This is a genomic window from Pseudothauera nasutitermitis (genome assembly GCF_004801295.1).
GTDB lineage: Bacteria > Pseudomonadota > Gammaproteobacteria > Burkholderiales > Rhodocyclaceae > Pseudothauera > Pseudothauera nasutitermitis.
This window is the reverse complement of sequence record NZ_SSOC01000005.1, coordinates 468,274-489,446: the sequence shown is the minus strand read 5'-3', so window position 1 is coordinate 489,446 and position 21,173 is coordinate 468,274. Positions and strand designations below refer to the sequence as shown.

General features: G+C 68.6%; 16 protein-coding genes. 11 read left to right on the top strand and 5 right to left on the bottom strand.

Translation table 11 applies throughout. The annotated features are described in order from the left end of the window. Nucleotides 1-103 precede the first annotated feature (103 nt). From scpA to E6C76_RS15480, 6 genes are all read left to right on the top strand, one after another. Nucleotides 104-2,269: a methylmalonyl-CoA mutase gene (scpA, locus tag E6C76_RS15510; RefSeq protein ID WP_136349133.1), complete on the top strand. Its 2,166-nt coding sequence runs from the start codon at nucleotides 104-106 to the stop codon at nucleotides 2,267-2,269. A gap of 10 nt (nucleotides 2,270-2,279) precedes the next feature. Further along, nucleotides 2,280-3,281 (top strand): methylmalonyl Co-A mutase-associated GTPase MeaB, encoded by a 1,002-nt coding sequence (gene meaB / locus E6C76_RS15505; protein ID WP_136349132.1) that lies wholly within the window; start codon nucleotides 2,280-2,282, stop codon nucleotides 3,279-3,281. A gap of 58 nt (nucleotides 3,282-3,339) precedes the next feature. Further along, the gene (locus E6C76_RS15500) at nucleotides 3,340-4,872 is read left to right on the top strand and encodes an acyl-CoA carboxylase subunit beta (protein WP_136349131.1); all 1,533 of its coding nucleotides are present in this window, start codon (nucleotides 3,340-3,342) and stop codon (nucleotides 4,870-4,872) included. A 21-nt stretch (nucleotides 4,873-4,893) separates the two neighbouring features. Then, the gene (gene accC / locus E6C76_RS15495; RefSeq protein WP_136349130.1) at nucleotides 4,894-6,879 is read left to right on the top strand and encodes an acetyl-CoA carboxylase biotin carboxylase subunit; all 1,986 of its coding nucleotides are present in this window, start codon (nucleotides 4,894-4,896) and stop codon (nucleotides 6,877-6,879) included. Between the two features lie 278 nt (nucleotides 6,880-7,157). After that, nucleotides 7,158-8,999, top strand: coding sequence for a diguanylate cyclase (locus E6C76_RS15485; RefSeq protein ID WP_168734359.1), 1,842 nt, complete (start codon nucleotides 7,158-7,160; stop codon nucleotides 8,997-8,999). Between the two features lie 266 nt (nucleotides 9,000-9,265). After that, the gene (locus E6C76_RS15480) at nucleotides 9,266-10,660 is read left to right on the top strand and encodes a KamA family radical SAM protein (protein ID WP_136349127.1); all 1,395 of its coding nucleotides are present in this window, start codon (nucleotides 9,266-9,268) and stop codon (nucleotides 10,658-10,660) included. A gap of 90 nt (nucleotides 10,661-10,750) precedes the next feature. On the opposite strand, the gene E6C76_RS15475 is transcribed toward E6C76_RS15480, so the two are convergent. Next, nucleotides 10,751-11,692: a LysR family transcriptional regulator gene (locus tag E6C76_RS15475; RefSeq protein WP_136349126.1), complete on the bottom strand. Its 942-nt coding sequence runs from the start codon at nucleotides 11,690-11,692 to the stop codon at nucleotides 10,751-10,753. A gap of 129 nt (nucleotides 11,693-11,821) precedes the next feature. On the opposite strand from E6C76_RS15475, the gene E6C76_RS15470 reads away from it, so the two are divergent. The 5 genes from E6C76_RS15470 (at nucleotide 11,822) to phnE (E6C76_RS15450) (ending at nucleotide 16,304) form a co-directional block, all read left to right on the top strand. Next, a complete protein-coding gene (locus E6C76_RS15470; RefSeq protein ID WP_136349125.1) occupies nucleotides 11,822-12,733 on the top strand; it encodes a DMT family transporter in 912 nt (303 codons plus the stop codon). Between the two features lie 103 nt (nucleotides 12,734-12,836). Then, on the top strand, nucleotides 12,837-13,793 hold the full coding sequence (gene phnD / locus E6C76_RS15465; RefSeq protein ID WP_136349124.1) for a phosphate/phosphite/phosphonate ABC transporter substrate-binding protein: 957 nt from the start codon (nucleotides 12,837-12,839) through the stop codon (nucleotides 13,791-13,793). A 2-nt stretch (nucleotides 13,794-13,795) separates the two neighbouring features. Further along, nucleotides 13,796-14,659: a phosphonate ABC transporter ATP-binding protein gene (gene phnC, locus E6C76_RS15460; RefSeq protein WP_136349251.1), complete on the top strand. Its 864-nt coding sequence runs from the start codon at nucleotides 13,796-13,798 to the stop codon at nucleotides 14,657-14,659. Continuing rightward, complete coding sequence (phnE, locus tag E6C76_RS15455; protein ID WP_136349123.1) at nucleotides 14,656-15,489, top strand: phosphonate ABC transporter, permease protein PhnE; 834 nt, start codon at nucleotides 14,656-14,658, stop codon at nucleotides 15,487-15,489. Before phnC ends, phnE (E6C76_RS15455) begins: the two co-directional genes overlap by 4 nt. Next, nucleotides 15,489-16,304, top strand: coding sequence for a phosphonate ABC transporter, permease protein PhnE (gene phnE, locus E6C76_RS15450; protein ID WP_136349122.1), 816 nt, complete (start codon nucleotides 15,489-15,491; stop codon nucleotides 16,302-16,304). The genes phnE (E6C76_RS15455) and phnE (E6C76_RS15450) overlap by 1 nt, the downstream gene beginning before the upstream one ends. Before the next feature lie 36 nt (nucleotides 16,305-16,340). Here phnE (E6C76_RS15450) and E6C76_RS15445 read toward each other — a convergent pair whose 3' ends face one another. The 4 genes from E6C76_RS15445 to E6C76_RS15430 form a co-directional block, all read right to left on the bottom strand. Then, the gene (locus E6C76_RS15445; protein ID WP_136349121.1) at nucleotides 16,341-16,817 is read right to left on the bottom strand and encodes a VOC family protein; all 477 of its coding nucleotides are present in this window, start codon (nucleotides 16,815-16,817) and stop codon (nucleotides 16,341-16,343) included. A gap of 85 nt (nucleotides 16,818-16,902) precedes the next feature. Continuing rightward, nucleotides 16,903-17,622, bottom strand: coding sequence for a response regulator transcription factor (locus tag E6C76_RS15440; RefSeq protein WP_136349120.1), 720 nt, complete (start codon nucleotides 17,620-17,622; stop codon nucleotides 16,903-16,905). Further along, entirely contained in the window at nucleotides 17,619-19,679 is a 2,061-nt protein-coding gene (locus tag E6C76_RS15435) for a PAS-domain containing protein (protein ID WP_136349119.1), read from the bottom strand. The genes E6C76_RS15440 and E6C76_RS15435 overlap by 4 nt, the downstream gene beginning before the upstream one ends. 312 nt (nucleotides 19,680-19,991) lie before the next feature. Next, on the bottom strand, nucleotides 19,992-21,077 hold the full coding sequence (locus E6C76_RS15430; RefSeq protein ID WP_408003491.1) for an AraC family transcriptional regulator: 1,086 nt from the start codon (nucleotides 21,075-21,077) through the stop codon (nucleotides 19,992-19,994). Nucleotides 21,078-21,173: the final 96 nt, after the last annotated feature.

The following is a 21,173-nucleotide window of genomic DNA, read 5'->3' as shown; positions in this document are numbered from 1 at the left end:
GTTTCGTCGCCGCCTTCCGGCAAGGGACGATCCGGGCCGTGCCCCGTTATACAACGACCGCGCCGTCGTGCTCCGCGACAGGATGCGTCACCGAGGTTTTGCCATGTCCAACGCCAAGCCGCCCGTCTATCCGCAGCCGGATCTCGAAGCCTGGAAAAAGGCCGCGTCCAAGCATGCGCCCGACGGCGATGTCGACAAGCTGAACTGGATCACCCCGGAAGGGCTGACGGTGAAGCCGCTGTACACCAAGGCGGATACGGACGGCCTGCCGCACGCCGATACGCTGCCGGGCTTCGAGCCCTTCCTGCGCGGGCCGCAGCCCACCATGTACGCGGTCAAGCCGTGGACCATCCGCCAGTACGCCGGCTTTTCCACCGCGGAAGCTTCCAACGCCTTCTACCGCAAGGCGCTGGCGGCCGGCGGGCAGGGCGTGTCGGTGGCCTTCGACCTGGCCACCCACCGCGGCTACGACTCGGACCATCCGCGCGTGACCGGCGACGTGGGCAAGGCCGGCGTGGCGATCGACTCGGTGGAGGACATGAAGATCCTCTTCGACGGCATCCCGCTCGACAAGATTTCCGTGTCGATGACCATGAACGGCGCGGTGCTGCCCATTCTGGCCGGCTACATCATCGCCGCCGAAGAGCAGGGCGTGAGCCAGGACAAGCTCTCGGGGACCATCCAGAACGATATCCTCAAGGAGTTCATGGTCCGCAACACCTACATCTATCCGCCGACGCCGTCGATGAAGATCATCGCCGACATCTTCCAGTACACGTCGGCCCACATGCCCAAGTTCAACAGCATCTCGATCTCGGGCTACCACATCCAGGAAGCGGGCGCCAACCAGGCCATCGAGCTGGCCTTCACGCTGGCCGACGGCCTGGAATACGTGCGCACCGGCATCGCCAGCGGCATGGACGTGGACACCTTCGCCGGCCGCCTGTCGTTCTTCTGGGCGGTGGGCATGAACTTCTACCTGGAGATCGCCAAGATGCGCGCGGCGCGTCTGCTGTGGTGGCGGATCATGAAGCAGTTCAATCCGAAGAGCCCCAAGTCCATGATGCTGCGTACCCACTCGCAGACCTCTGGCTGGTCGCTCACCGAGCAGGATCCGTACAACAACGTGGTGCGCACCACCATCGAGGCCATGGCGGCGGTATTTGGCGGCACCCAGTCGCTGCACACCAACGCGCTGGACGAAGCCATTGCGCTGCCCACCGAGTTCTCCGCGCGCATCGCGCGCAACACGCAGATCATCATCCAGGAAGAAACGCACATCTGTAACGTGGTCGACCCCTGGGCCGGCTCCTACATGATGGAGAAGCTCACCCAGGACATGGCCGACAAGGCGTGGAACCTGATCGAAGAGATCGAGGCCATGGGCGGCATGACCAAGGCGGTGGAATCCGGCTGGGCCAAGATGAAGGTGGAGGAATGCGCCGCCGACAAGCAGGCGCGCATCGACTCGGGCAAGGACGTCATCGTCGGCGTGAACAAGTACAAGCTGGCCAAGGAAGACCCGATCGAGATCCTCGACATCGACAACCACGCCGTGCGCGAGGCGCAGATCGCCCGCCTGACCAAGGTGCGCGCCACGCGCGACAATGCCGCCGTGCAGGCCGCACTGGACGCGTTGACCCGGTGTGCGGAAACCGGCGAGGGCAACCTGCTCGACCTGAGCGTGAAGGCGATCCGCCTGCGCGCCTCGGTGGGCGAGGTGTCGGACGCGCTGGAAAAGGTCTTCGGCCGTTTCCGCGCCAACCCGCAGGCCGTGTCCGGCGTGTATGGAGCCGTCGTGGAAGAACAGCAGGACTGGAAGGATCTGAAGGCCGACATCGAGGCCTTCGTCGCCGAGGAAGGCCGTCGCCCGCGCGTGATGATCGCCAAGCTGGGCCAGGACGGCCACGACCGCGGCGCCAAGGTGGTGGCCTCGGCCTTCGCCGACCTGGGTTTCGACATCGACATCGGCCCGCTCTTCCAGACCCCGGAGGAAGCCGCCCGCCACGCGGTGGAAAACGACGTGCACGCGGTGGGCTGCTCCAGCCTGGCCGCCGGGCACAAGACCCTGGTGCCGCAGATCGTCAATGAACTGAAGAAGCTCGGTGCGGACGACATCATCGTCTTCGTCGGCGGGGTGATCCCGGCGCAGGACTACGACGCGCTGTACGCCGCCGGCGCCAAGGGCATCTTCGGCCCCGGCACGCCGATCCCGGTGGCCGCCCGGGTGGTGCTGAAGCAGATCCGCGACGCGCGGGCGGCGGGCTGAGACCGCCGTCTTGAACGGACCGCTGGCCCCGCAGCCGCAACTGGACGCCGCCGACCGCGCGCTGGTCGACGGCGTGCTCGCGCGCCAGCTGCGCCCGCTCGCCAAGACCATCACGCTGATCGAATCGCGCCGCGCCGATCATCAGGCGCGCGCCCAGGCTGTGCTCGAGGCGCTGCTGCCGCACACCGGCGGAGCGATGCGGGTGGGCATTTCCGGCGTGCCGGGGGTGGGCAAGTCCACCTTCATCGAGGCACTCGGCCTGCATCTGATCGGGCAGGGGCTGCGCGTCGCGGTGCTGGCGGTGGACCCGTCCTCGTCGGTGTCGGGCGGCTCCATCCTCGGCGACAAGACGCGCATGGAAGGGTTGAGCCAGAACCCGGCGGCCTTCATCCGCCCCAGCCCGTCGGCCGGCTCGCTGGGCGGTGTGGCGGAAAAGACGCGCGAGACGCTGCTGGCCTGCGAGGCGGCCGGCTTCGACGTGGTGATCGTCGAGACGGTCGGCGTCGGCCAGTCGGAAACCGCCGTGGCCAACATGACCGACATCTTCTGTCTGCTGCAGCTGCCCAACGCCGGCGACGATCTGCAGGGCATCAAGAAGGGCATCGTGGAACTGGCCGACCTGATCGTGGTGAACAAGGCCGACATCGACGCCGCCGCCGCGACCCGCGCCCAGGCGCAGTTGAAGGCCGCGCTGCACATGCTGCGTCCGGCCAGCCCGAACTGGACGGTGCCGGTACTCACGCTGTCGGCGCTGCGCCACGACGGCGTGGAACGCTTCTGGCAGACGGTGTGCGACTATCGCGTGGCCATGGAGAACAGCGGCGAATTCGCCGGGAAACGCCGCCGCCAGGCGCTGGCCTGGATGTGGGATCTGATCGATGCCGGCCTGCGCCAGCATTTCCGCCAGCATCCGGCGGTGCGCGGAGAACTGCCCGCGCTGTCCAGGGCGGTGGAGCGCGGCGAGGCCACCCCGGCCGCCGCCGCACTGCGCCTGCTGCGGCATCTGAACTGAAGACCAACGAGAACAAACCCGGCGTGCCGGGCACGGAAAAACTGTAAGGAGGCCATCAATGCAAGAGATCATCCGCAAGCTGGATGAGAAGCGCCAGAAAGCCCGCCTGGGTGGCGGTCAGAAGCGCATCGATTCCCAGCACGCCAAGGGCAAGCTGACCGCGCGCGAGCGCATCGAACTGTTCCTCGACGATGGCAGCTTCGAAGAGTGGGACATGTTCAAGGAGCACCGCTGCAACGAGTTCGGCATGAACGCCGACCACATTCCGGGTGACGGCGTGGTGACCGGCTACGGCACGGTCAACGGCCGCCTAGTGTTCGTATTCTCGCAGGACTTCACCGTGTTCGGCGGCTCGCTGTCGGAAACCCACGCGGAGAAGATCTGCAAGGTGATGGACCACGCCATGAAGGTCGGCGCGCCGGTGATCGGCCTCAACGATTCGGGCGGCGCGCGCATCCAGGAGGGCGTGGATTCGCTCGGCGGTTATGCCGACGTGTTCCAGCGCAACGTGCTGGCCTCCGGCGTGATCCCGCAGATTTCGCTGATCATGGGCCCCTGCGCCGGCGGCGCGGTGTACAGCCCGGCGATGACCGACTTCATCTTCATGGTGAAGGACTCCTCCTACATGTTCGTCACCGGCCCCGAAGTGGTGAAGACGGTGACGCACGAGGAAGTCACCGCCGAGGAACTGGGCGGCGCCATCACCCACAACACCAAGTCCGGCGTGGCCGACCTGGCCTTCGAGAACGACGTCGAGGCGCTGATGATGACGCGCCGCCTGGTCGGCTTCCTGCCCGCCAGCAACCGCGAGAAGCCGCCCACCCTGCCGGCGCTGGACCCGGCCGACCGCCTGGACTACTCGCTCGACACGCTGGTGCCGGCCAACCCCAACCAGCCGTACGACATGAAGGAACTGATCGTCAAGATGGTCGACGACGGCGACTTCTTCGAACTGCAGCCCGACTACGCCAAGAACATCATCATCGGCTTCGCCCGCATGGAAGGCTCGCCGGTGGGCATCGTCGCCAACCAGCCGCTGGTGCTGGCCGGCTGCCTGGACATCAAGAGCTCGATCAAGGCCGCGCGCTTCGTGCGCTTCTGCGATGCCTTCAACATTCCGGTGGTCACCCTGGTGGACGTGCCCGGCTTCATGCCCGGCACCAGCCAGGAATACGGCGGCATCATCAAGCACGGCGCCAAGCTGCTGTACGCCTACGCCGAATGCACCGTGCCCAAGGTCACCCTGATCACCCGCAAGGCCTACGGCGGCGCCTACGACGTGATGAGCTCCAAGCACCTGCGCGGCGACGTGAATTTCGCCTGGCCGAGCGCCGAGATCGCGGTGATGGGCCCCAAGGGTGCGGTGGAAATCATCTTCCGCGAAGAAAAGAACGATCCCGAGAAGCTCGCCCAGCGCGAGGCCGAATACAAGGCCAAGTTCGCCAACCCCTTCGTGGCGGGCGCGCGCGGTTTCATCGACGACGTCATCATGCCGCACGAAACGCGCAAGCGCGTGTGCCGCTCGCTGGCCATGCTCAAGGACAAGCAGCTCGACAACCCGTGGCGCAAGCACGGCAACATTCCGCTGTAAGTGCCGGGGAGAAACCACAACATGTTCAAGAAAATCCTGATTGCCAACCGCGGTGAGATTGCCTGCCGCGTGATTAAAACCGCCCGCAAGATGGGCATCGCCACCGTGGCGGTGTATTCCGAGGCCGACGCCAGCGCGCTGCATGTGGACATGGCCGACGAGGCCGTGTGCATCGGTCCGGCGCCCAGCAAGGATTCCTACCTGGTCGCCGACAAGATCATCGCCGCCTGCAAGCAGACCGGCGCCGAAGCGGTGCACCCGGGCTACGGCTTCCTGTCGGAGAACGCGGATTTCTCGCGCCGGCTGGAAGAGGAAGGCATCAAGTTCATCGGCCCGAAGCACTACTCGGTCGCCAAGATGGGCGACAAGATCGAGTCGAAGAAGCTGGCGATGGAAGCCGGCGTCAACACCATTCCGGGCTACAACGACGCCATTTCCGGCCCGGCCGAGGCGGTCGAGATTGCCAAGAAGATCGGCTACCCGGTGATGATCAAGGCCTCCGCCGGCGGCGGCGGCAAGGGCCTGCGCGTGGCCTACGACGATAAGGAAGCGCACGAAGGCTTCGCCTCCTGCGTCAATGAGGCGCGCAACAGCTTCGGCGACGACCGCGTGTTCATCGAGAAATTCGTCGTCGAGCCGCGCCACATCGAAATCCAGGTGCTGGCCGACAGCCAGGGCAACACGGTGTACCTGCACGAGCGCGAGTGCTCCATCCAGCGCCGCCACCAGAAGGTCATCGAGGAAGCGCCGAGCGCCTTCATCGATCCGGCCACCCGCAAGGCGATGGGCGAGCAGGCCGTGGCGCTGGCCAAGGCGGTGCAGTACGAATCCGCCGGCACGGTGGAATTCGTCGTCGGCGCCGACAAGAGCTTCTACTTTCTGGAGATGAACACCCGTCTGCAGGTGGAGCACCCGGTCACCGAGAACATCACCGGCATCGACCTGGTCGAGCAGATGATCCGCGTGGCCGCCGGCGAGCCGCTCTCCATCCGCCAGGAAGACCTCAGCATCAACGGCTGGTCCATCGAATGCCGCATCAACGCCGAAGACCCGTTCCGCGGCTTCCTGCCGTCCACCGGCCGCCTGGTGAAGTTCCAGCCGCCGGCCGAAGGCAACGGGGTGCGCGTGGATACCGGCGTGTATGAAGGCGGCGAGATCTCGATGTTCTACGATTCGATGATCGCCAAGCTGATCGTGCACGGCAAGGACCGCAACGACGCCATCCGCCTGATGCGCGACGCGCTCAACGGCTTCGTCATCCGCGGCATCAACTCCAACATCCCCTTCCAGGCCGCGCTGCTGCAGCACCCGCGCTTCGTCTCGGGCGCCTTCAACACCGGCTTCATCGCCGAGGAGTACCCGCAGGGCTTCGACGCCTCGATGGTGCCCCACGACGACCCCGCGCTGCTCGCCGCCGTGGCCGCGTTCGCGCGCCGCCGCTACATCGAGCGCGCGGTGCAGATCGACGGGCAGTTGCCCGGCCACGGCCGCAAAGTGGCGGTCGACTGGGTGGTGCTGATCGGCGACGAGCAATACCCACTGAGCGTGAAGCGCATCGAGGGCGGCTATTCCTTCACCCACGGCGACAAGACCTACGACATCGTTTCCGACTGGCACTTCGGCGACCTGCTGTTCGCCGGCACGGTGAACGGCCAGCCGCTCAGCCTGCAGATCGAGCGCCGTGGCCTGCGCTACCGCATCTCGCACTTCGGCCTGCAGGTCGAGCCCATCGTGATGACGGTGAATGCCGCCCACCTGCTGTCGCTGATGCCGAAGAAGCTGCCGCCGGATCTGTCCAAGTTCCTGCTGTCGCCGATGCCGGGCCTGCTGCGCGAAGTCGCCGTGGGCGAAGGCCAGGAAGTGAAGGCCGGCGAGAAGCTTGCGGTGATCGAGGCCATGAAGATGGAAAACGTCCTCAAGGCCGAGCAGGACGGTAAGGTCAAGAAAGTGGTCGCCAAGCCGGGCGCCAGCCTGGCGGTGGATGAGGTCATCGTCGAGTTCGAATAAACGACGAGCCCGTTTTCGTTCGATGGGGAGGGAGACCCGCCGCATGTACGGCGGGTGCCTGTCGAGGCAGGGCCCGCGCGAGCGGGCCCTTTTTTTTCGCCGGGCCACCCCAGGACAAAAGCACCCCCCTCGGGAACAGCGACCCGCGCAGCGGCGGAGCGTGGCGGTTCTTTTTCGTCCACACTGAAATGGTGCACGGTGCGCCGTGCGGGACGGTGGCAGAATCGCGGGCGATGAATCCCCGGGTCGTGCCACGGTTCCTTGCCCTGCTGCGGAGCATGCTGTTTTTGTCGTGCATGCTGTGGGCCTGTACGCCGGTACGTGCCGGCGGGGCGCCGTGGCTGGACGCGGCGGCCACGCGGATCAATGCCGCGTCCTGGGTGAGCGTGCTCGCAGATCCCGGCGGCGATCTGGATCTGCGGCAGGCCGTTGAGGCGTTCGCCGCCGGCCGCTTCAGCGCGCCATCGATCGCCACTCGGCGTGCCGCGCTCAACTTCGGCTATCGCGACGAGGCAGTCTGGCTGTACCTGGAGCCGCGCCGCGCGCCGGATGCGCCGGCCCGCTGGCTGCTGGAAATCGGCTTTGCCTCGCTCGACCAGGTGGAGGTCTTCCAGGCCGACGCCACGGGGGACTGGAAGGGCGCGCGGTCCGGCGATCTGCTGCCGTTCTCCGCGCGTCCGCTGGCGCACATCAATCATGTCTTTCCGCTCGACTTCGGCGCCGGCGATCAACTGCGGGTGTTCGTGCGCGTGCGCTCCCATGGCTCGCTGACCCTGCCGGTGACGCTATGGTCGCCCGCCGCCCTGCATGCCGAGGACCAGCGCCGTTATGCCGGGGAAGCGGTGTACTTCGGCATGCTGAGCGCGCTGGCGCTGTACAACCTGTTGCTGTGGGCCACCCTGCGCGAGCGCGTATTCCTCTACTACGTCGGTTTCGCCGCCGGCATGGCGGTGGGCTTCGCCGGGCAGAACGGCCTGGGCGCGCAGTTCCTGTGGCCGGCCTGGCCGGCCTGGGCCAACATTTCCTTCCCGGTCGGCATGGCCTCCGCCGGATTGTTCGGTGCGTTGTTCACCCGCGCCTTTCTGGCGTCCTCCCGATCCGTGCCGGGGCTGGACGGCCTGCTGCGCTTGTCGGTGTTCGTCTTCCTGTTCGCCATCCTCGCGCACTGGCTGATCGGCTATCGCGCGGCCGCCATGCTCACTTCGCTGGCCGGGCTGTGCTTCGCGCCGCTGGCGGTGGTCTGCGGCGTGCGCGCGTGGTGGGCCGGGCATCCGGGGGCGCGCTATTTTCTGGTCGCCTGGATCCTGCTGCTGCTTGGCGTGGCGGTGATGGCCATGCGCAACTTCGGCTGGGTGCCGACCAACTGGGTGACCATCTACGCCATGCAGATCGGTTCCGCGCTGGAGATGCTGCTGCTCTCCTTCGCGTTGGCCGACCGCATCAACGAAATGCGCCGCGAGCGCGAGGAAGCCCGCCAGGCAGCGCTGGAGGCGGCGCGCGTCACCGAGCAGGCGCTGGAACGCCGGGTGGCCGAGCGCACCGGCGAACTGGAGGCGGCCAATGCGCGCCTGCGCGAGAACGAGCAGGCCCTGCAGCAACTGGCCTTCCACGACGCCCTCACCGGCCTGCCCAACCGCATGGTGCTGGATGACCGCCTGCGCCAGGCCATCGCGCGCGCCGCGCGGCAGCGTGTGCGTTTCGCGGTGCTGGTGGTGGACCTCGACGGCTTCAAGGAGGTCAATGACCGGGGCGGGCACGCGGTGGGCGACCGCGTGCTGCGCATCGCCGCCGAGCGCATGCGCGGGCTGATGCGCGCTTCGGACACGCTGGCGCGCATCGGCGGCGACGAGTTCGTCGCGGTGGTCGAGCCCGTCGGCGACGAGGCCGATGCCGTGGCGGTGGCCGCCAAGCTGGTGGATGCGCTGGACGGCCCGGTGAATGTCGATGGCGACGGCTACCGCATCGGCGGCAGCATCGGTGTCGCCCTGTTCCCGATGGATGGCGACAGCGTGGAAACCCTGGTGCGCGCAGCGGACCGCGCCATGTACCGCGCCAAGGCGGCCGGGCGTGGGGCCTGGCGGCGCGCGGCGGTGGACGGCGGGCAGGTTCCGGCGCACTGACCACGGACCGCCGCCGCGCGGGCCGGAACTTCCCCGTGCGCGGCCTGTCGTATTTGCACGAAACTAAATCGTGCAATACCATTGCCGCACTGATTCCCGGCCGCCGTCCTTTCCGGCGGCCTTTCCGAGCGAGTGCGGCCGGTCGCCTCCCCCCACGCGACCTCCTTCCGGCGCCGCGCGCCGCAGCAGTCATCCGGCAGTCCAGTTCCGCCCCGCGTTCCGCGCGGTCCGGTGGTGCGCGCGCCGGTGCAGAAAAGGAGACAAGCATGCAAGCATCCACCCACAGCCTTGCCCCGCAATGGTCGCTCGGCGGCGACGCCGGCCGTGTCGAACCGGCCGCCTTCAAGGTCTACACGCAGCGCGATCTGGACCGCATCGAGGCGCTGGCCCGCCTGAGCGAGGCGCAGCGCTTCGAGATGAAGGTGGTGTCCGCCGTGCTGCCGTTCCGCGTGAACCAGTACGTCATCGACGAACTGATCGACTGGCGCCGGGTGCCGGACGATCCCATCTTCCAGCTCACCTTCCCGCAGCGCGGCATGCTCGCGCCGGCGCACTACGAGCGCGTGGCCGCGCTGCTGCGCGCCGGGGCCGACAAGGACGAACTGGCGCGCGTGGTCGATGCGGTGCGCCACGAACTCAACCCGCACCCGGCCGACCAGATGGAAATGAACATGCCGCGCGACGAGGAGGGCCACCGCCTCGACGGCATCCAGCACAAGTACCGCGAAACCGTGCTGTTCTTCCCCAGCCAGGGGCAGACCTGCCACAGTTACTGCACCTTCTGTTTCCGCTGGGCGCAGTTCGTCGGCGACAAGGCGCTGCGCATCGCCAGCTCGGAGGCGGCGGTGCTGCACAACTACCTGCGCACCCACCGCGAGGTCACCGACGTGCTGTTCACCGGCGGCGACCCGATGGTGATGAAGACCGCCCACCTGAAGAACTACCTGGAGCCGCTGCTGGCGCCGGAGTTCGACCATATCCGCACGATCCGCATCGGCAGCAAGGCGCTCAGCTTCTGGCCGCAGCGCTTCGTCTCCGCCGAGGACGCCGATGAGCTGATCCACCTGTTCGAGCGCGTGGTGGAATCCGGCAAGCAGCTGGCGGTGATGGCGCACTACAACCACTGGAAGGAGCTGGACACCGAGGTGGCGCAGGCCGCCATCCGCCGCGTGCGCGGCACCGGCGCGGTGATCCGCGCGCAGGGCCCGCTGATCGCGCACATCAACGACGACCCGGCGGTGTGGGCGCGCATGTGGCAGAAGCAGGTGGAACTGGGCATCGTGCCGTACTACATGTTCGTCGAGCGCGACACCGGCGCGCGCAACTACTTCGAGGTGCCGTTGGTGCGCGCCTGGGAAATCTACCGCGAGGCCATGCAGCGCGTCTCCGGGCTGGCGCGCACGGCGCGCGGCCCCAGCATGTCGGCCAGCCCCGGCAAGGTGGAAATCCAGGGCGTCACCGAAGTGGCCGGCGAGAAGGTCATCGCGCTGCGCTTCATCCAGGGCCGCAACCCGGACTGGGTGCAGCGCCCGTTCTTCGCCAGGTACGACGAGGAGGCCACCTGGCTGAACCATTTGCAGCCCGCCTTCGGCGAACGGAAGTGGTTCTGGGAGGACGAGTACGCGGCGATCCGCGACGCCAAGCTGGCGGCAGCCGACTGAGCGCGGCGCGTTCCGTCAACCCCCCATCGACGGCGGCCTGCGGGCCGCCGTCGGCGTTTCAGCGGTGCGTCCGTGCGCGCGTGACGGTGGTCAGGGAAGGTCCGGCGGGCCGCCGTGCCCACTGCCCAGCTGCGCCGCCAGCCAGTCGATGAACACCCGGCACTTGGGCGCCAGGTAACGGTTGGCGGGGTAGAGCAGATAGGCCGTGCCCTGGTAGGCGGTGAGGAGTTCCCAATCTTCCAGCACGGGCACGAGCTGGCCGCGCGCGATGTCCTCGGCGGCGACGAAATGCGGCAGGCTGCCGATGCCCAGGTGGTTCAGCATGCCTTCCAGGCGCATCTCGGCGTGATTGACCACGTAGCGCCCGCGTACGCCCACCGTCGCGCGTTCCTCGCCCCGGCGGAATTTCCACTGGCGGTCGGCGGGCTGCTCGCCCAGGAACAGGCAGTCGTGCGCCGCCAGTTCGTCGGGATGGGCCGGGGTGCCGCGCCGGGCCAGGTAGTCCGGCGTGGCACACAGCACCTGGCGCACGCGCAGCAGCGGGCGGGCGGCGAGTCCTTCGGGCGGCGCGTCGGTGATGCGCACGACCAGATCGACCGCATCGTCGAAAGGATCGACCGCCCGGTCGGTGACCAGCAACTGCACATCGACCTCGGGGTAGGCCGCCAGGAAGGGGGCGACCAGCGGGTGAATCACCCGCCGCCCGAAGGCGCGCGGCACGCTCATGCGCACCCGTCCGTGCGGGGATTGCCGGTAGGCGGTGGCGCCGTCCAGCGCGGCACGGGCGTTTTCCAGCATGCTCCGACAGTGGGCGAGCAGTGTCTGGCCGGCCTCGCTCAGGCGCAGCTTGCGTGTGCTGCGTTCGAACAGGCGCACGCCCAGCGCGCCTTCCAGATGGGCGATGCGTCGGCTGACCGCCGAGGGCGTCATGCCCAGCTCGCGCGCCGCCGCCGAAAAGCCCAGGCGTTCCGCCGCGCGCGTGAAGATCGCCAGATCGGGCAGCAGGGCGTGCAGGCGCTCGGGGTCATTCATGCTGTGAGGGAACAAGTGATGTGCGTTGCCGGCGATTCTACCGCCCGTCCGCGAGGCCGAGAATCCGCGCTGCAGAGCCCGTGGGGGCTTCTTCCGTTTCACGGGAAGGCGGATGTGGGGAGGATGGGGATGGACGGCCGCAAGGTTTGGCTGGCGGATCTGGCGCTGCTCGCGGCGGCCGTGGTGTGGGGCACCAGCTACGGCACCACCAAGGAGGCGCTGAACCACTATCCGGTGCTCGCCTTCGTGGCCCTGCGCATGCTGGCGACCGGCGCGCTGCTGGCGCCGGCCGTGCTGCGCGCGGGGGCGGCGCAATGGCCGGCGCTGCTGCGCGTGGGCGTGCCGACCGGGCTGCTCCTGCTGGCCATCTTCCTGTGCGAGACCTTCGGCGTGTTCCGCACCACGGCGTCCAACGCCGCCTTCCTGATCAGCCTGTGCGTGATCCTCACGCCGTTCGCCGAATGGCTGCTGCTCGGGCGCCGGCCCGCGCGCACGGTATTCCTGGCGGCCTGCGTGTCGGTGGCCGGGGTCTGGCTGCTCACCGGCGGGGCGCGTCTGGATGCCTTGAACCTGGGCGACGCGCTGATCCTGGCGGCAGCCGTGCTGCGCGCCGGCATGGTCGTGCTGACGCGGCGGCTGACGGCGGGCAAGCACTTTTCCAGCCTCGCGCTGACCGCCGTGCAGACCGTGGTGGTAGGCATCGGCAGCCTGTGCGCCGCGCTCGCGCTGCTGCCCGCCGGGGCGTTCGCCTTGCCCGAGGCGCCGTCGTTCTGGCTGTACACCGGGTATCTGGTGCTGTTCTGCACGGTGTTCGCCTTCTTCGCGCAGAACTACGCGCTGCGGCGTACCACGCCGACCCGCGCGGCGCTGCTGATGGGCAGCGAGCCGCTGTTCGGCGCGCTGTTCGCCATCGCCTTCGTCGGCGAGCGCCTGTCCGCACTGGCCTGGCTGGGCGGCGGACTGGTGTGCGCGGCGACCCTGTGGGTGGCGCTGGGGCGCGGAAGCGCCGCAGGCGGCGGGGCGGAGCGCGTGCGAGCGTAATGACGCTGCGCGGGGACGGCGAGCGCCGTCAAGGAACCGTCATCTGTACGTAACGGGGCGTGCCTATCGTGCGGCAATCCTTTCTGCCGACATAGGTAGCCCGATGACCCTGAACATGCTGACGCGCGCCCTGGCCGGCGCCTGCGCGGTGCTCGCGATGAACGCCGCCCAGGCGCTCGATGCCCGCTTCGAGGACAAGGACGGCGACCTGCTCGCCGACGTGCCGGCCGATCCGGCCAAGTGGATCGACCCGGCCACGCTGGTGTTCGCCTACACGCCGGTGGAAGACCCCGCCGTGTATGCCAAGGTGTGGGACGACTTCCTCAAGCACATGGAGAAGGTCACCGGCAAGAAGGTGCAGTTCTTCCCGGTGCAGTCCAACGCCGCGCAGCTCGAGGCGATGCGCGCCGGGCGCCTGCACGTGGCGGGCTTCAACACCGGCTCCAACCCGCTGGCGGTCAATTGCGCGGGTTTCCGCCCGTTCGCCATGATGGCCTCGCTGGACAACCGCTACGGCTACGAGATGGAGATCATCACCTATCCGGGCTCGGGCATCGCCAAGGTGGAGGACATCCGCGGCAAGAAGCTCGCTTTCACTTCGGAAACCTCTAACTCCGGCTACAAGGCGCCGTCCGCGCTGCTGCGTCAGGAGTTCTCCATGGAGGCCGGCAAGGACTATGAGCCGGTGTTCTCCGGCAAGCACGACAACTCCATCCTGGGTGTGGCCAACAAGGACTACCCGGCGGCGGCCATCGCCAACTCGGTGAAGCAGCGCATGCAGTCGCGCAACGTGGTGAAGCCCGAACAGCTCGAGGTGATCTACACCTCGCAGACCTTCCCGACCACCGGCTACGGCGTGGTCTACAACCTCAAGCCCGAACTGGCGGAGAAGATCCAGCAGGCCTTCTTCACCTACGACTGGGAAGGCTCCGAGCTGGCCAAGGAATTCAACAGTTCCGAGCCGCCGCAGGAGAAGTTCATGCCGATCACCTACAAGGAACACTGGGAAGTGGTGCGCGCCATCGACGCCGCGATGGGCGTGCGCTACGACTGCAAGTGAGCATGCTGCGCCTCGAAGCGCTGACCAAGCGCTACAAGACCGGCGACCTGGCGCTGAAGGCGGTTTCCATCGAGATCCCCGCCGGCCAGGTGGTCGGGCTGATCGGCCCGTCCGGCGCCGGCAAGTCCACGCTGATCCGCTGCATCAACCGGCTGGTGGAGCCTTCCGCCGGCTGCGTGTGGCTGAAGGGCCTGGAGCTCACCGGCCTGCGGCGCGGGGCCTTGCGCCGCGCGCGCCGGCGCATGGGCATGATCTTCCAGGAGTACGCCCTGGTCGAGCGCCTGACGGTGATGGAGAACGTGCTCTCCGGCCAGCTCGGCTACGTCGGCTTCTGGCGCAGCCTGCTGCGCCGCTTCCCGCCGGCGGCAGTGTCGCAGGCCTTCGCCACGCTGGACCGCGTGGGCCTGTCGGCCCATGTGGACAAGCGCGCCGACGCGCTCTCCGGCGGCCAGCGCCAGCGCGTGGGCATCGCCCGCGCGCTGCTGCAGAACCCGGACCTGCTGCTGGTCGATGAACCCACCGCGAGCCTGGACCCGAAGACCTCGCGGCAGATCATGCGGCTGATCACCGAAGTGTGCGAGGAGCGCGGGCTGGCCGCCATCATCAACATCCACGACGTGGCCCTGGCGCGCCGCTTCATGCAGCGCATCGTCGGCCTGCGCGCGGGGGAAGTGGTCTATGACGGCCCGCCGGAGGGCCTGAGCGCGGACGTGCTGACGCAGATCTACGGCGAAGAGGACTGGAGCGGCACCATCCAGGCGGGCGACGAGATGGCCGCCGAGGCCGGGGCGCCGGCGCCCGTGCCGGCCCGCGAGGCCGTGCGCTTCGCCAGGGAGCCGGGTGCGCTGGCGGTCGCGCTGAAATGAGCGGCCCGCGCCAGACGGCGGCGCTGGCCGTGGCGCCGGGCTATCCGACCACCTGGAAGCGGCCGCCCTTCATCGCCAGCGCGGCGTGGCGCTATGCCCTGTACGCCGCCGTGCTGGCCTACCTGGTGGTCGGGCTGGGCTCGGTGGAGGTGAACTGGACGCGGGTATGGGAAGGCATCCCGCGCGGCTGGGCCTTCCTGAGCGCCTTCTTCAGCCCGGATTTCACCTCGCGCGGCGGGGACATCTGGCTGGGCCTGCAGGAAAGCCTGACGATGACGCTGACCGCCACGGTGGCCGGCATCCTGCTCGCCATTCCGGTGGGCGTGGGGGCGGCGCGCAATCTCGCGCCCGCGCCGGTGTACGCGGCGTGCCGCGCGGTCGTCGCGTTGTCGCGCAGCTTCCAGGAAATCGTCATCGCCATCCTGTTCGTCGCCATGGTGGGCTTCGGGCCGCTGGCGGGCTTTCTCACCCTGAGCTTCGCCACCGTCGGCTTCATCGCCAAGCTGCTCGCCGAGGACATCGAGGATCTGGACGAACGCCAGGTCGAGGCGGTGCGCGCCACCGGCGCGAGCTGGCTGCAGTGGGTGAACTACGCGGTGCAGCCGCAGGTCATGCCGCGCCTGATCGGCCTGTCGCTGTACCGGCTGGACATCAACTTCCGCGAGTCGGCGGTGATCGGCATCGTCGGCGCGGGCGGCATCGGCGCCACGCTCAACACCGCCATCGACCGCTACGAATTCGATTCGGCCGCCGCCGTGCTGCTGATCATCATCGCCATCGTCATGGTTTCGGAATACGTCTCCGGCGCCGTGCGCAAGTGGGTGCAGTGATGCCGGTCCTCCAGTCCGCCACGGGCAGATCCTGGCAGCACCGCAGCGGCAGGCAGCGGCTGATCGCCTGGTTCGGCTGGCTGGCGCTGGTGGCGCTGGTGGTGTTCGCCTGGCAGGTGATGACGCGCGACACCATCTGGGCCTTCGTCGCCGATGCGCCGCGCCAGGCCGCCGACATCGGCGAGCGCATGTTCCCGCCGCGCTGGGGCTACATGGAGCGCTTGTGGCAGCCGCTGTGGGACACCCTCAACATCGCCACGCTGGGCACCCTGCTGGCGCTCTTCGTGGCCGTGCCGGTGGCCTTCCTGGCGGCGCGCAACACCACGCCCAGCGTGCGCTTCGTGCGCCCGGCGGCCCTGCTGCTGATCGTCGCTTCGCGTTCGATCAACTCGCTGATCTGGGCACTGCTGCTGGTGTCCATCCTCGGCCCCGGCCTGCTGGCGGGCATCCTCGCCATCGCGCTGCGTTCCATCGGCTTCATCGGCAAGCTGCTCTACGAGGCCATCGAGGAGATCGACGCCAGCCAGGTCGAGGCGGTGGCGGCCACCGGCGCGTCCGGCGCCCAGGTGCTCGATTACGCCATCGCTCCGCAGATCATGCCGGCCTTCGCCGGGATCACGGTGTTCCGCTGGGACATCAACATCCGCGAATCCACCGTACTCGGCCTGGTGGGCGCGGGCGGCATCGGCCTGGAGCTGTCGCACTCGCTCAACACCCTGGCCTGGCCGCAGGTCACGTTGATCTTCATCGTCATCCTGGGCACCGTGGTGCTCAGCGAATGGGTGTCGGCGCGCGTGCGCCACGCCATCATCTGAGCGTTCGCCCGGGCGTGGCGGCTTCTTGCGTGCCGTTCAGCCCTTCAGGTTGGCGTAGGCCTCGATGACCTCGGGCGGGGCCTGCACCAGTTCCACCAGCACGCCTTCGCCGCCGATGGGGAATTCCTCGTTGCCCTTGGGGTGCAGGAAGGTGATGTCGTAGCCCGCCGCGCCGCGGCGGATGCCGCCGGGGGCGAAGCGCACGCCCTGGGCGGTGAGCCATTCGACCGCCGCGCGCAGGTCGTCCACCCACAGGCCGACGTGATTGAGCGGGGTGGTGTGCACGGCCGGCTTCTTTTCCGGGTCGAGCGGCTGCATCAGGTCCACTTCCACCTTGAACGCGCCCTTGCCCATCGCGCAGATGTCCTCGTCCACGTTCTCGCGCTCGGAGGCGAAGGTGCCCGAGACCTGCAGGCCCAGCATGTCCACCCACAGCGTGCGCAGCTTTTCCTTGCTGAGGCCGCCAATGGCGATCTGCTGGATGCCGAGGATCTTGAACGGACGTGCGGACATGGGGTTGTCTCCGGTGTTGTGGATTAAGAATTCATAATTATAGAGTGCGCGGGCACCGTCCGCGCAAGCCGCTTGCCGGGCGGCCTCATTCCCAGCTCACTGGGGTGGCGAACAGATAGCCGGCGCCGTACACAGTTTTGATCAGGCGCGGGTTCTGCGGGTCGTCGCCGAGCTTGCGGCGCAGGCGGGAGATGCGCACGTCGATGCTGCGGTCGAACGGATCGACGTCGCGCTCGCCGAGCAGTTGTTCGCGGCTGAGGATCTTGTTGGGCCGGCGCAGCAGGGTGAGCAGCAGCGCGGCTTCGGCGGAGGACAGGCCGATCTCGTTGCCGTCCGGGGCGACCAGCGCATGGCGCCCCTTGTCGAAGATCCAGTCGGCGAAGCGCGCCAGATTGGCTGCGCCGCCGCTTTCCTCGGCCGGTGCGGCGCGCTGGTAGCGGCGCAGGATGGAGCGCACGCGGGCGACCAGTTCGCGCGGTTCGAAGGGTTTGACGATGTAGTCGTCGGCGCCCAGTTCCAGGCCCAGCACGCGGTCGGTGACGTCGTTGCGCCCGGTGAGGATGAGCACCGCGCAGGGGCTGCCTTCCTGCAGTTCGCGTACCACCTGCATGCCGTCCATGTCGGGCAGGCCGAGATCCACGATGCACAGGTCGGGCGCCGCCTGGCGGGCCAGGGCGAGCAGGCGCTGGCCGGTGGATACGTGGTCGCAGCGGAAACCGTATTCGTTGAGGCTGGTGCAGATCAGCCGGGCGATGGCGGGTTCGTCCTCGAGGACGAGAATGGTCGCGTTGTCGGAGCGGTTCATGGGTGGGCGGTTTCCCTCGCGGTGTCCGGTTCCAGTTGGTGCAGCGCCTCGGCGAGCGCGGCGCGGTCGAAGGGCTTGCGCAGCACGGGTACGTCCGGTTCGGCGCTTTCGCCGCTGTGGCCGTCGCGCGCGTAGCCGGTGATCAGCAGGATGGGCAGCGCGGGGCGCAGGGCGCGCGCACGTGCGGCCAACTCGCGCCCGTCGAGGCCGCCGGGCATCACCGTGTCGCTGACCAGGAAGGCGATGTCCGCGACGTTTTCCAGCAGGGCCAGAGCCTCGCGGCCGTCCGGCGCCTCGATCACCGGATAGCCGAGTTCGGTGAGTTGCAGGCGGATGATGCGGCGCACTTCGGCCTCGTCCTCGACCAGCAGCACCGGCCCGCTGTGGCGGACGCGCGCGGGGGGCTGGGCGACCGGCTCGGCGGGTTCGTCGGCCGGTGTGCCGGTCTGCGGCAGCACGAAGGTGACCGTGGTGCCGGTGCCCGGCGTGCTGCGCACGCGGATGTTGCCGCCGGACTGGCGCACGAAGCCATACACCATTGACAGCCCCAGCCCGCTGCCGTGGCCGAAGGGCTTGGTGGTGAAGAAGGGCTCGAAGACGCGGGCGAGCGCTTCCGGCTGGATGCCGCAGCCGGTGTCGGTGACGTCGAACTGCACGTAGTCGCCCACCGGCAGTTCGACCAGCATCGACAGGCTGTCCGGGATGTGCCGGGGCATCACTGCGATGCGCAGCTCGCCGCCGGCCGGCATGGCGTCGCGCGCGTTGATCGCCAGGTTGAGCAGGGCGTTTTCCAGCTGGTGCGGGTCGACGAAGGCATGCAGCGGCTGTTCCGGCAGCCGGGTGCTCACCTGCACGTTCTCGGTGAGCGTGCGGGTGAGCAACTGGCTCATGTTCAGCACCAGGGCGCCGACTTCCACGGCGCGCGGCTCCAGCGTCTGTCCGCGCGCGAAGGTGAGCAGGCGCTTGATGAGTTCGGCGCCGCGCCGCGCGGCGTGCAGCGCGGGGTCGAGGTATTCGCCGGGGTCGCCGCCGGCGGGCTGGCGCTCCTTGAGGGCGGCGAGGTTGCCGATGATGATGGACAGCAGGTTGTTGAAGTCGTGCGCCAGCCCGCCGGTGAGCTGGCCGATGGCTTCCATCTTCTGCGCCTGGATCAGCGCGGCCTGGCTGGCCTTCTGCTCGGTGATGTCGATGGACAGCACGAAGTAGCCCTTGAAGCCGCCTTCCAGCGAGACGTCCGGCACCACCACGCTGCGTGCGTGCACGGTGCGGCCTTCGGCGTTCTTGCGGGCGTATTCGTAGCTCACCCGTTCGCCCTGTTCGGCCTGTTCGAGGTGGGCGCGGATGGTGGCGTAGGCTTCGGCGCCGAACATTTCGGCGATGGAGCGTCCGACGATGCCCTGCTTGGTCTCGCCGAACCACTCGGCGTAGGCGCGGTTGGCGAACAGGTAGCGCTGTCCGGCGTCGATGTGGGCGATCATCGCCGGAATGGCGTCGAGGATCAGCCGCATGCGTTCTTCGGACAGGCGCAGCGCGCCGGCGATCTGGTCGATTTCGCGGTTGGCGTGCTCCAGTTCGGCGGTGCGTTCGCGCACGCGCGCTTCGAGCTGGACGTTCTGCTGCTGGATCAGCGCCTCGGCGCGGCGCTGTTCGGTGACGTCGGTCCACAGCGAGATGAAGCCGAGGTTGGGAATCGGCACGCCGCGTACCGCCAGCACCTGGCCGTTGGGGCGCGCGCGCTCCACGTAGTGCGGTTCGAAGGCACGTGCCGAGGCCATGCGCTCGGCCACCAGCTGTTCGACGTCGCCCTCGCCGTATTCGCCGCGCTGGGCGTTGAAGCGCACCAGTTCCTCGAAGGGCAGGCCGACGCGCAGCAGCGACTCGGGAAAGTCGAGCAGGCGCTGCAGGGCCTGGTTCCAGGTCACCAGCTTGGGCGTGGCGTCGAATACCGCAATGGCCTGGTCGAGCAAGTCCAGCCCGGCGAGCAGCAGGTCATAACGTCGGCGCTGCTCCGGGGTGAGGGCGGAGTGCGTCTCGAAGGGGTCGGCCGGCTTCGCCATGGGGTCGGTTGTCTCCGTTTGCCGGTCAGTTTTATTGGTGCCTGCCCGGTGCTGTGCGCGGCATGGAAGGCGGCGCACAGCGCGGGGCGGCGCTGCATCGTCGCCAGAATCGGCGCGGGCGTCAAGCGCGCGGGGTGGTGTGGGCGCGGCCTGTGCGCGGGCATGGGTTGTCTGTGTGCGGAGAGGCGGGGGAGGCGTTCAGGGGCGTGGCTGTCGCGAAATCGCCGCCGCCCACACCCCTGAACGCCTGAACCATTGTCGGTATGCCTTCCGCCCGGAAAAGGCGTTCCCTCCGCTCGATGCTCAAGCGTCTCACGGTACGGCAACCGTCTGCCGTGCCGAGGCCAGGCGGTTGCGGTACTGCTCGGGGGAAACGCCCGTCCAGCCGACGAAGGCGCGATAGAACGCGGACGGATCGGCATAGCCCAGATCGGCGGCCAGTTCGCCGACGGGCTGGGCGGTCTTGGTCAGCCGGGCGATGGCGAGGTCGCGGCGCAGGGCGTCCTTGATGGCGCGGAAACTGGAACCCTCTTCCTCCAGCCGGCGCTCCAGCGTGCGCGTGGACAAGTGCAGGCGCGCGGCCGCCGCGCGCACGCTCAACGCCTCCGGCAGGGCGGCGCGCAGGCTGTCGCGCACGCGGGCGACCATCTCCCGGTCGCGCCGGTAGAGCAGGGTGATGCGCCCCGGCGCGCCATCCAGGAAGCGCTCCAGCGCGGCCTCGTCGCGGCGCAGCGGCAGGTCGAGCAGATTGGCCTGCAGCGTGGCCTCCAGCCGGGGGGCGTGGAAGCGCGAATCGGCGGTGTAGACCAGCGTGTAGTCGTCGGCGTGCGGCGGGCGCGGGTAGGGGAAGGCCACGCTGTCGAGCGCCAGCCCGCGTCCGGCGAACCAGCAGGCCAGCCCGTGCAGCAGGCGCAGCAGCCATTCGAAGGCGAACACGCGGCCGGAGTCGTCCATGCGCTCCGCCAGCACGCGCGTCTCGCTCAGCAGCAGGCGCGCGTGCTGGCCGTCGCGCTCGATGTCCAGGCGCAGGTCGGGCAGGGTCAGGCGCAGGAAGCGCGCCGCGCGCGCCAGTGCTTCGCCCAGCGTGGGCGCGCCCAGCATGGCCCGGCAGAGGAATTCGAAGAAGCCGGGCGCCAGCTTGCGCTCGAACAGGCCGAAGCCCTCGTCGTCCAGCGCCAGGGTGACGCGGTTGTACAGGTCGGCGTAGCGTTCGGCCGTGACCCGTCTGGCGGGATCCGCAAGGTCGATGCTCGCCGCGTGCACCAGCGTGGCGGGGTCCAGGCCCTGGCGCAGCATCCCGGAGAGCAGCCCGTCCACGAAGCCCATCGCCACCGATGCGCGGCTTCTGCCGCCGTTGCGCGGCGGAGCGGGGCGGCGGGAGGCGGGCGAGGGGGGCATGGGCGGCGTCGGGCGGGGCGGTGGGTGATTGGCGCAGTTTGCACGATAGGCGGCGGCAACGGCAATGGCAAACCCGCCGGGGCGCTTCTACCATTC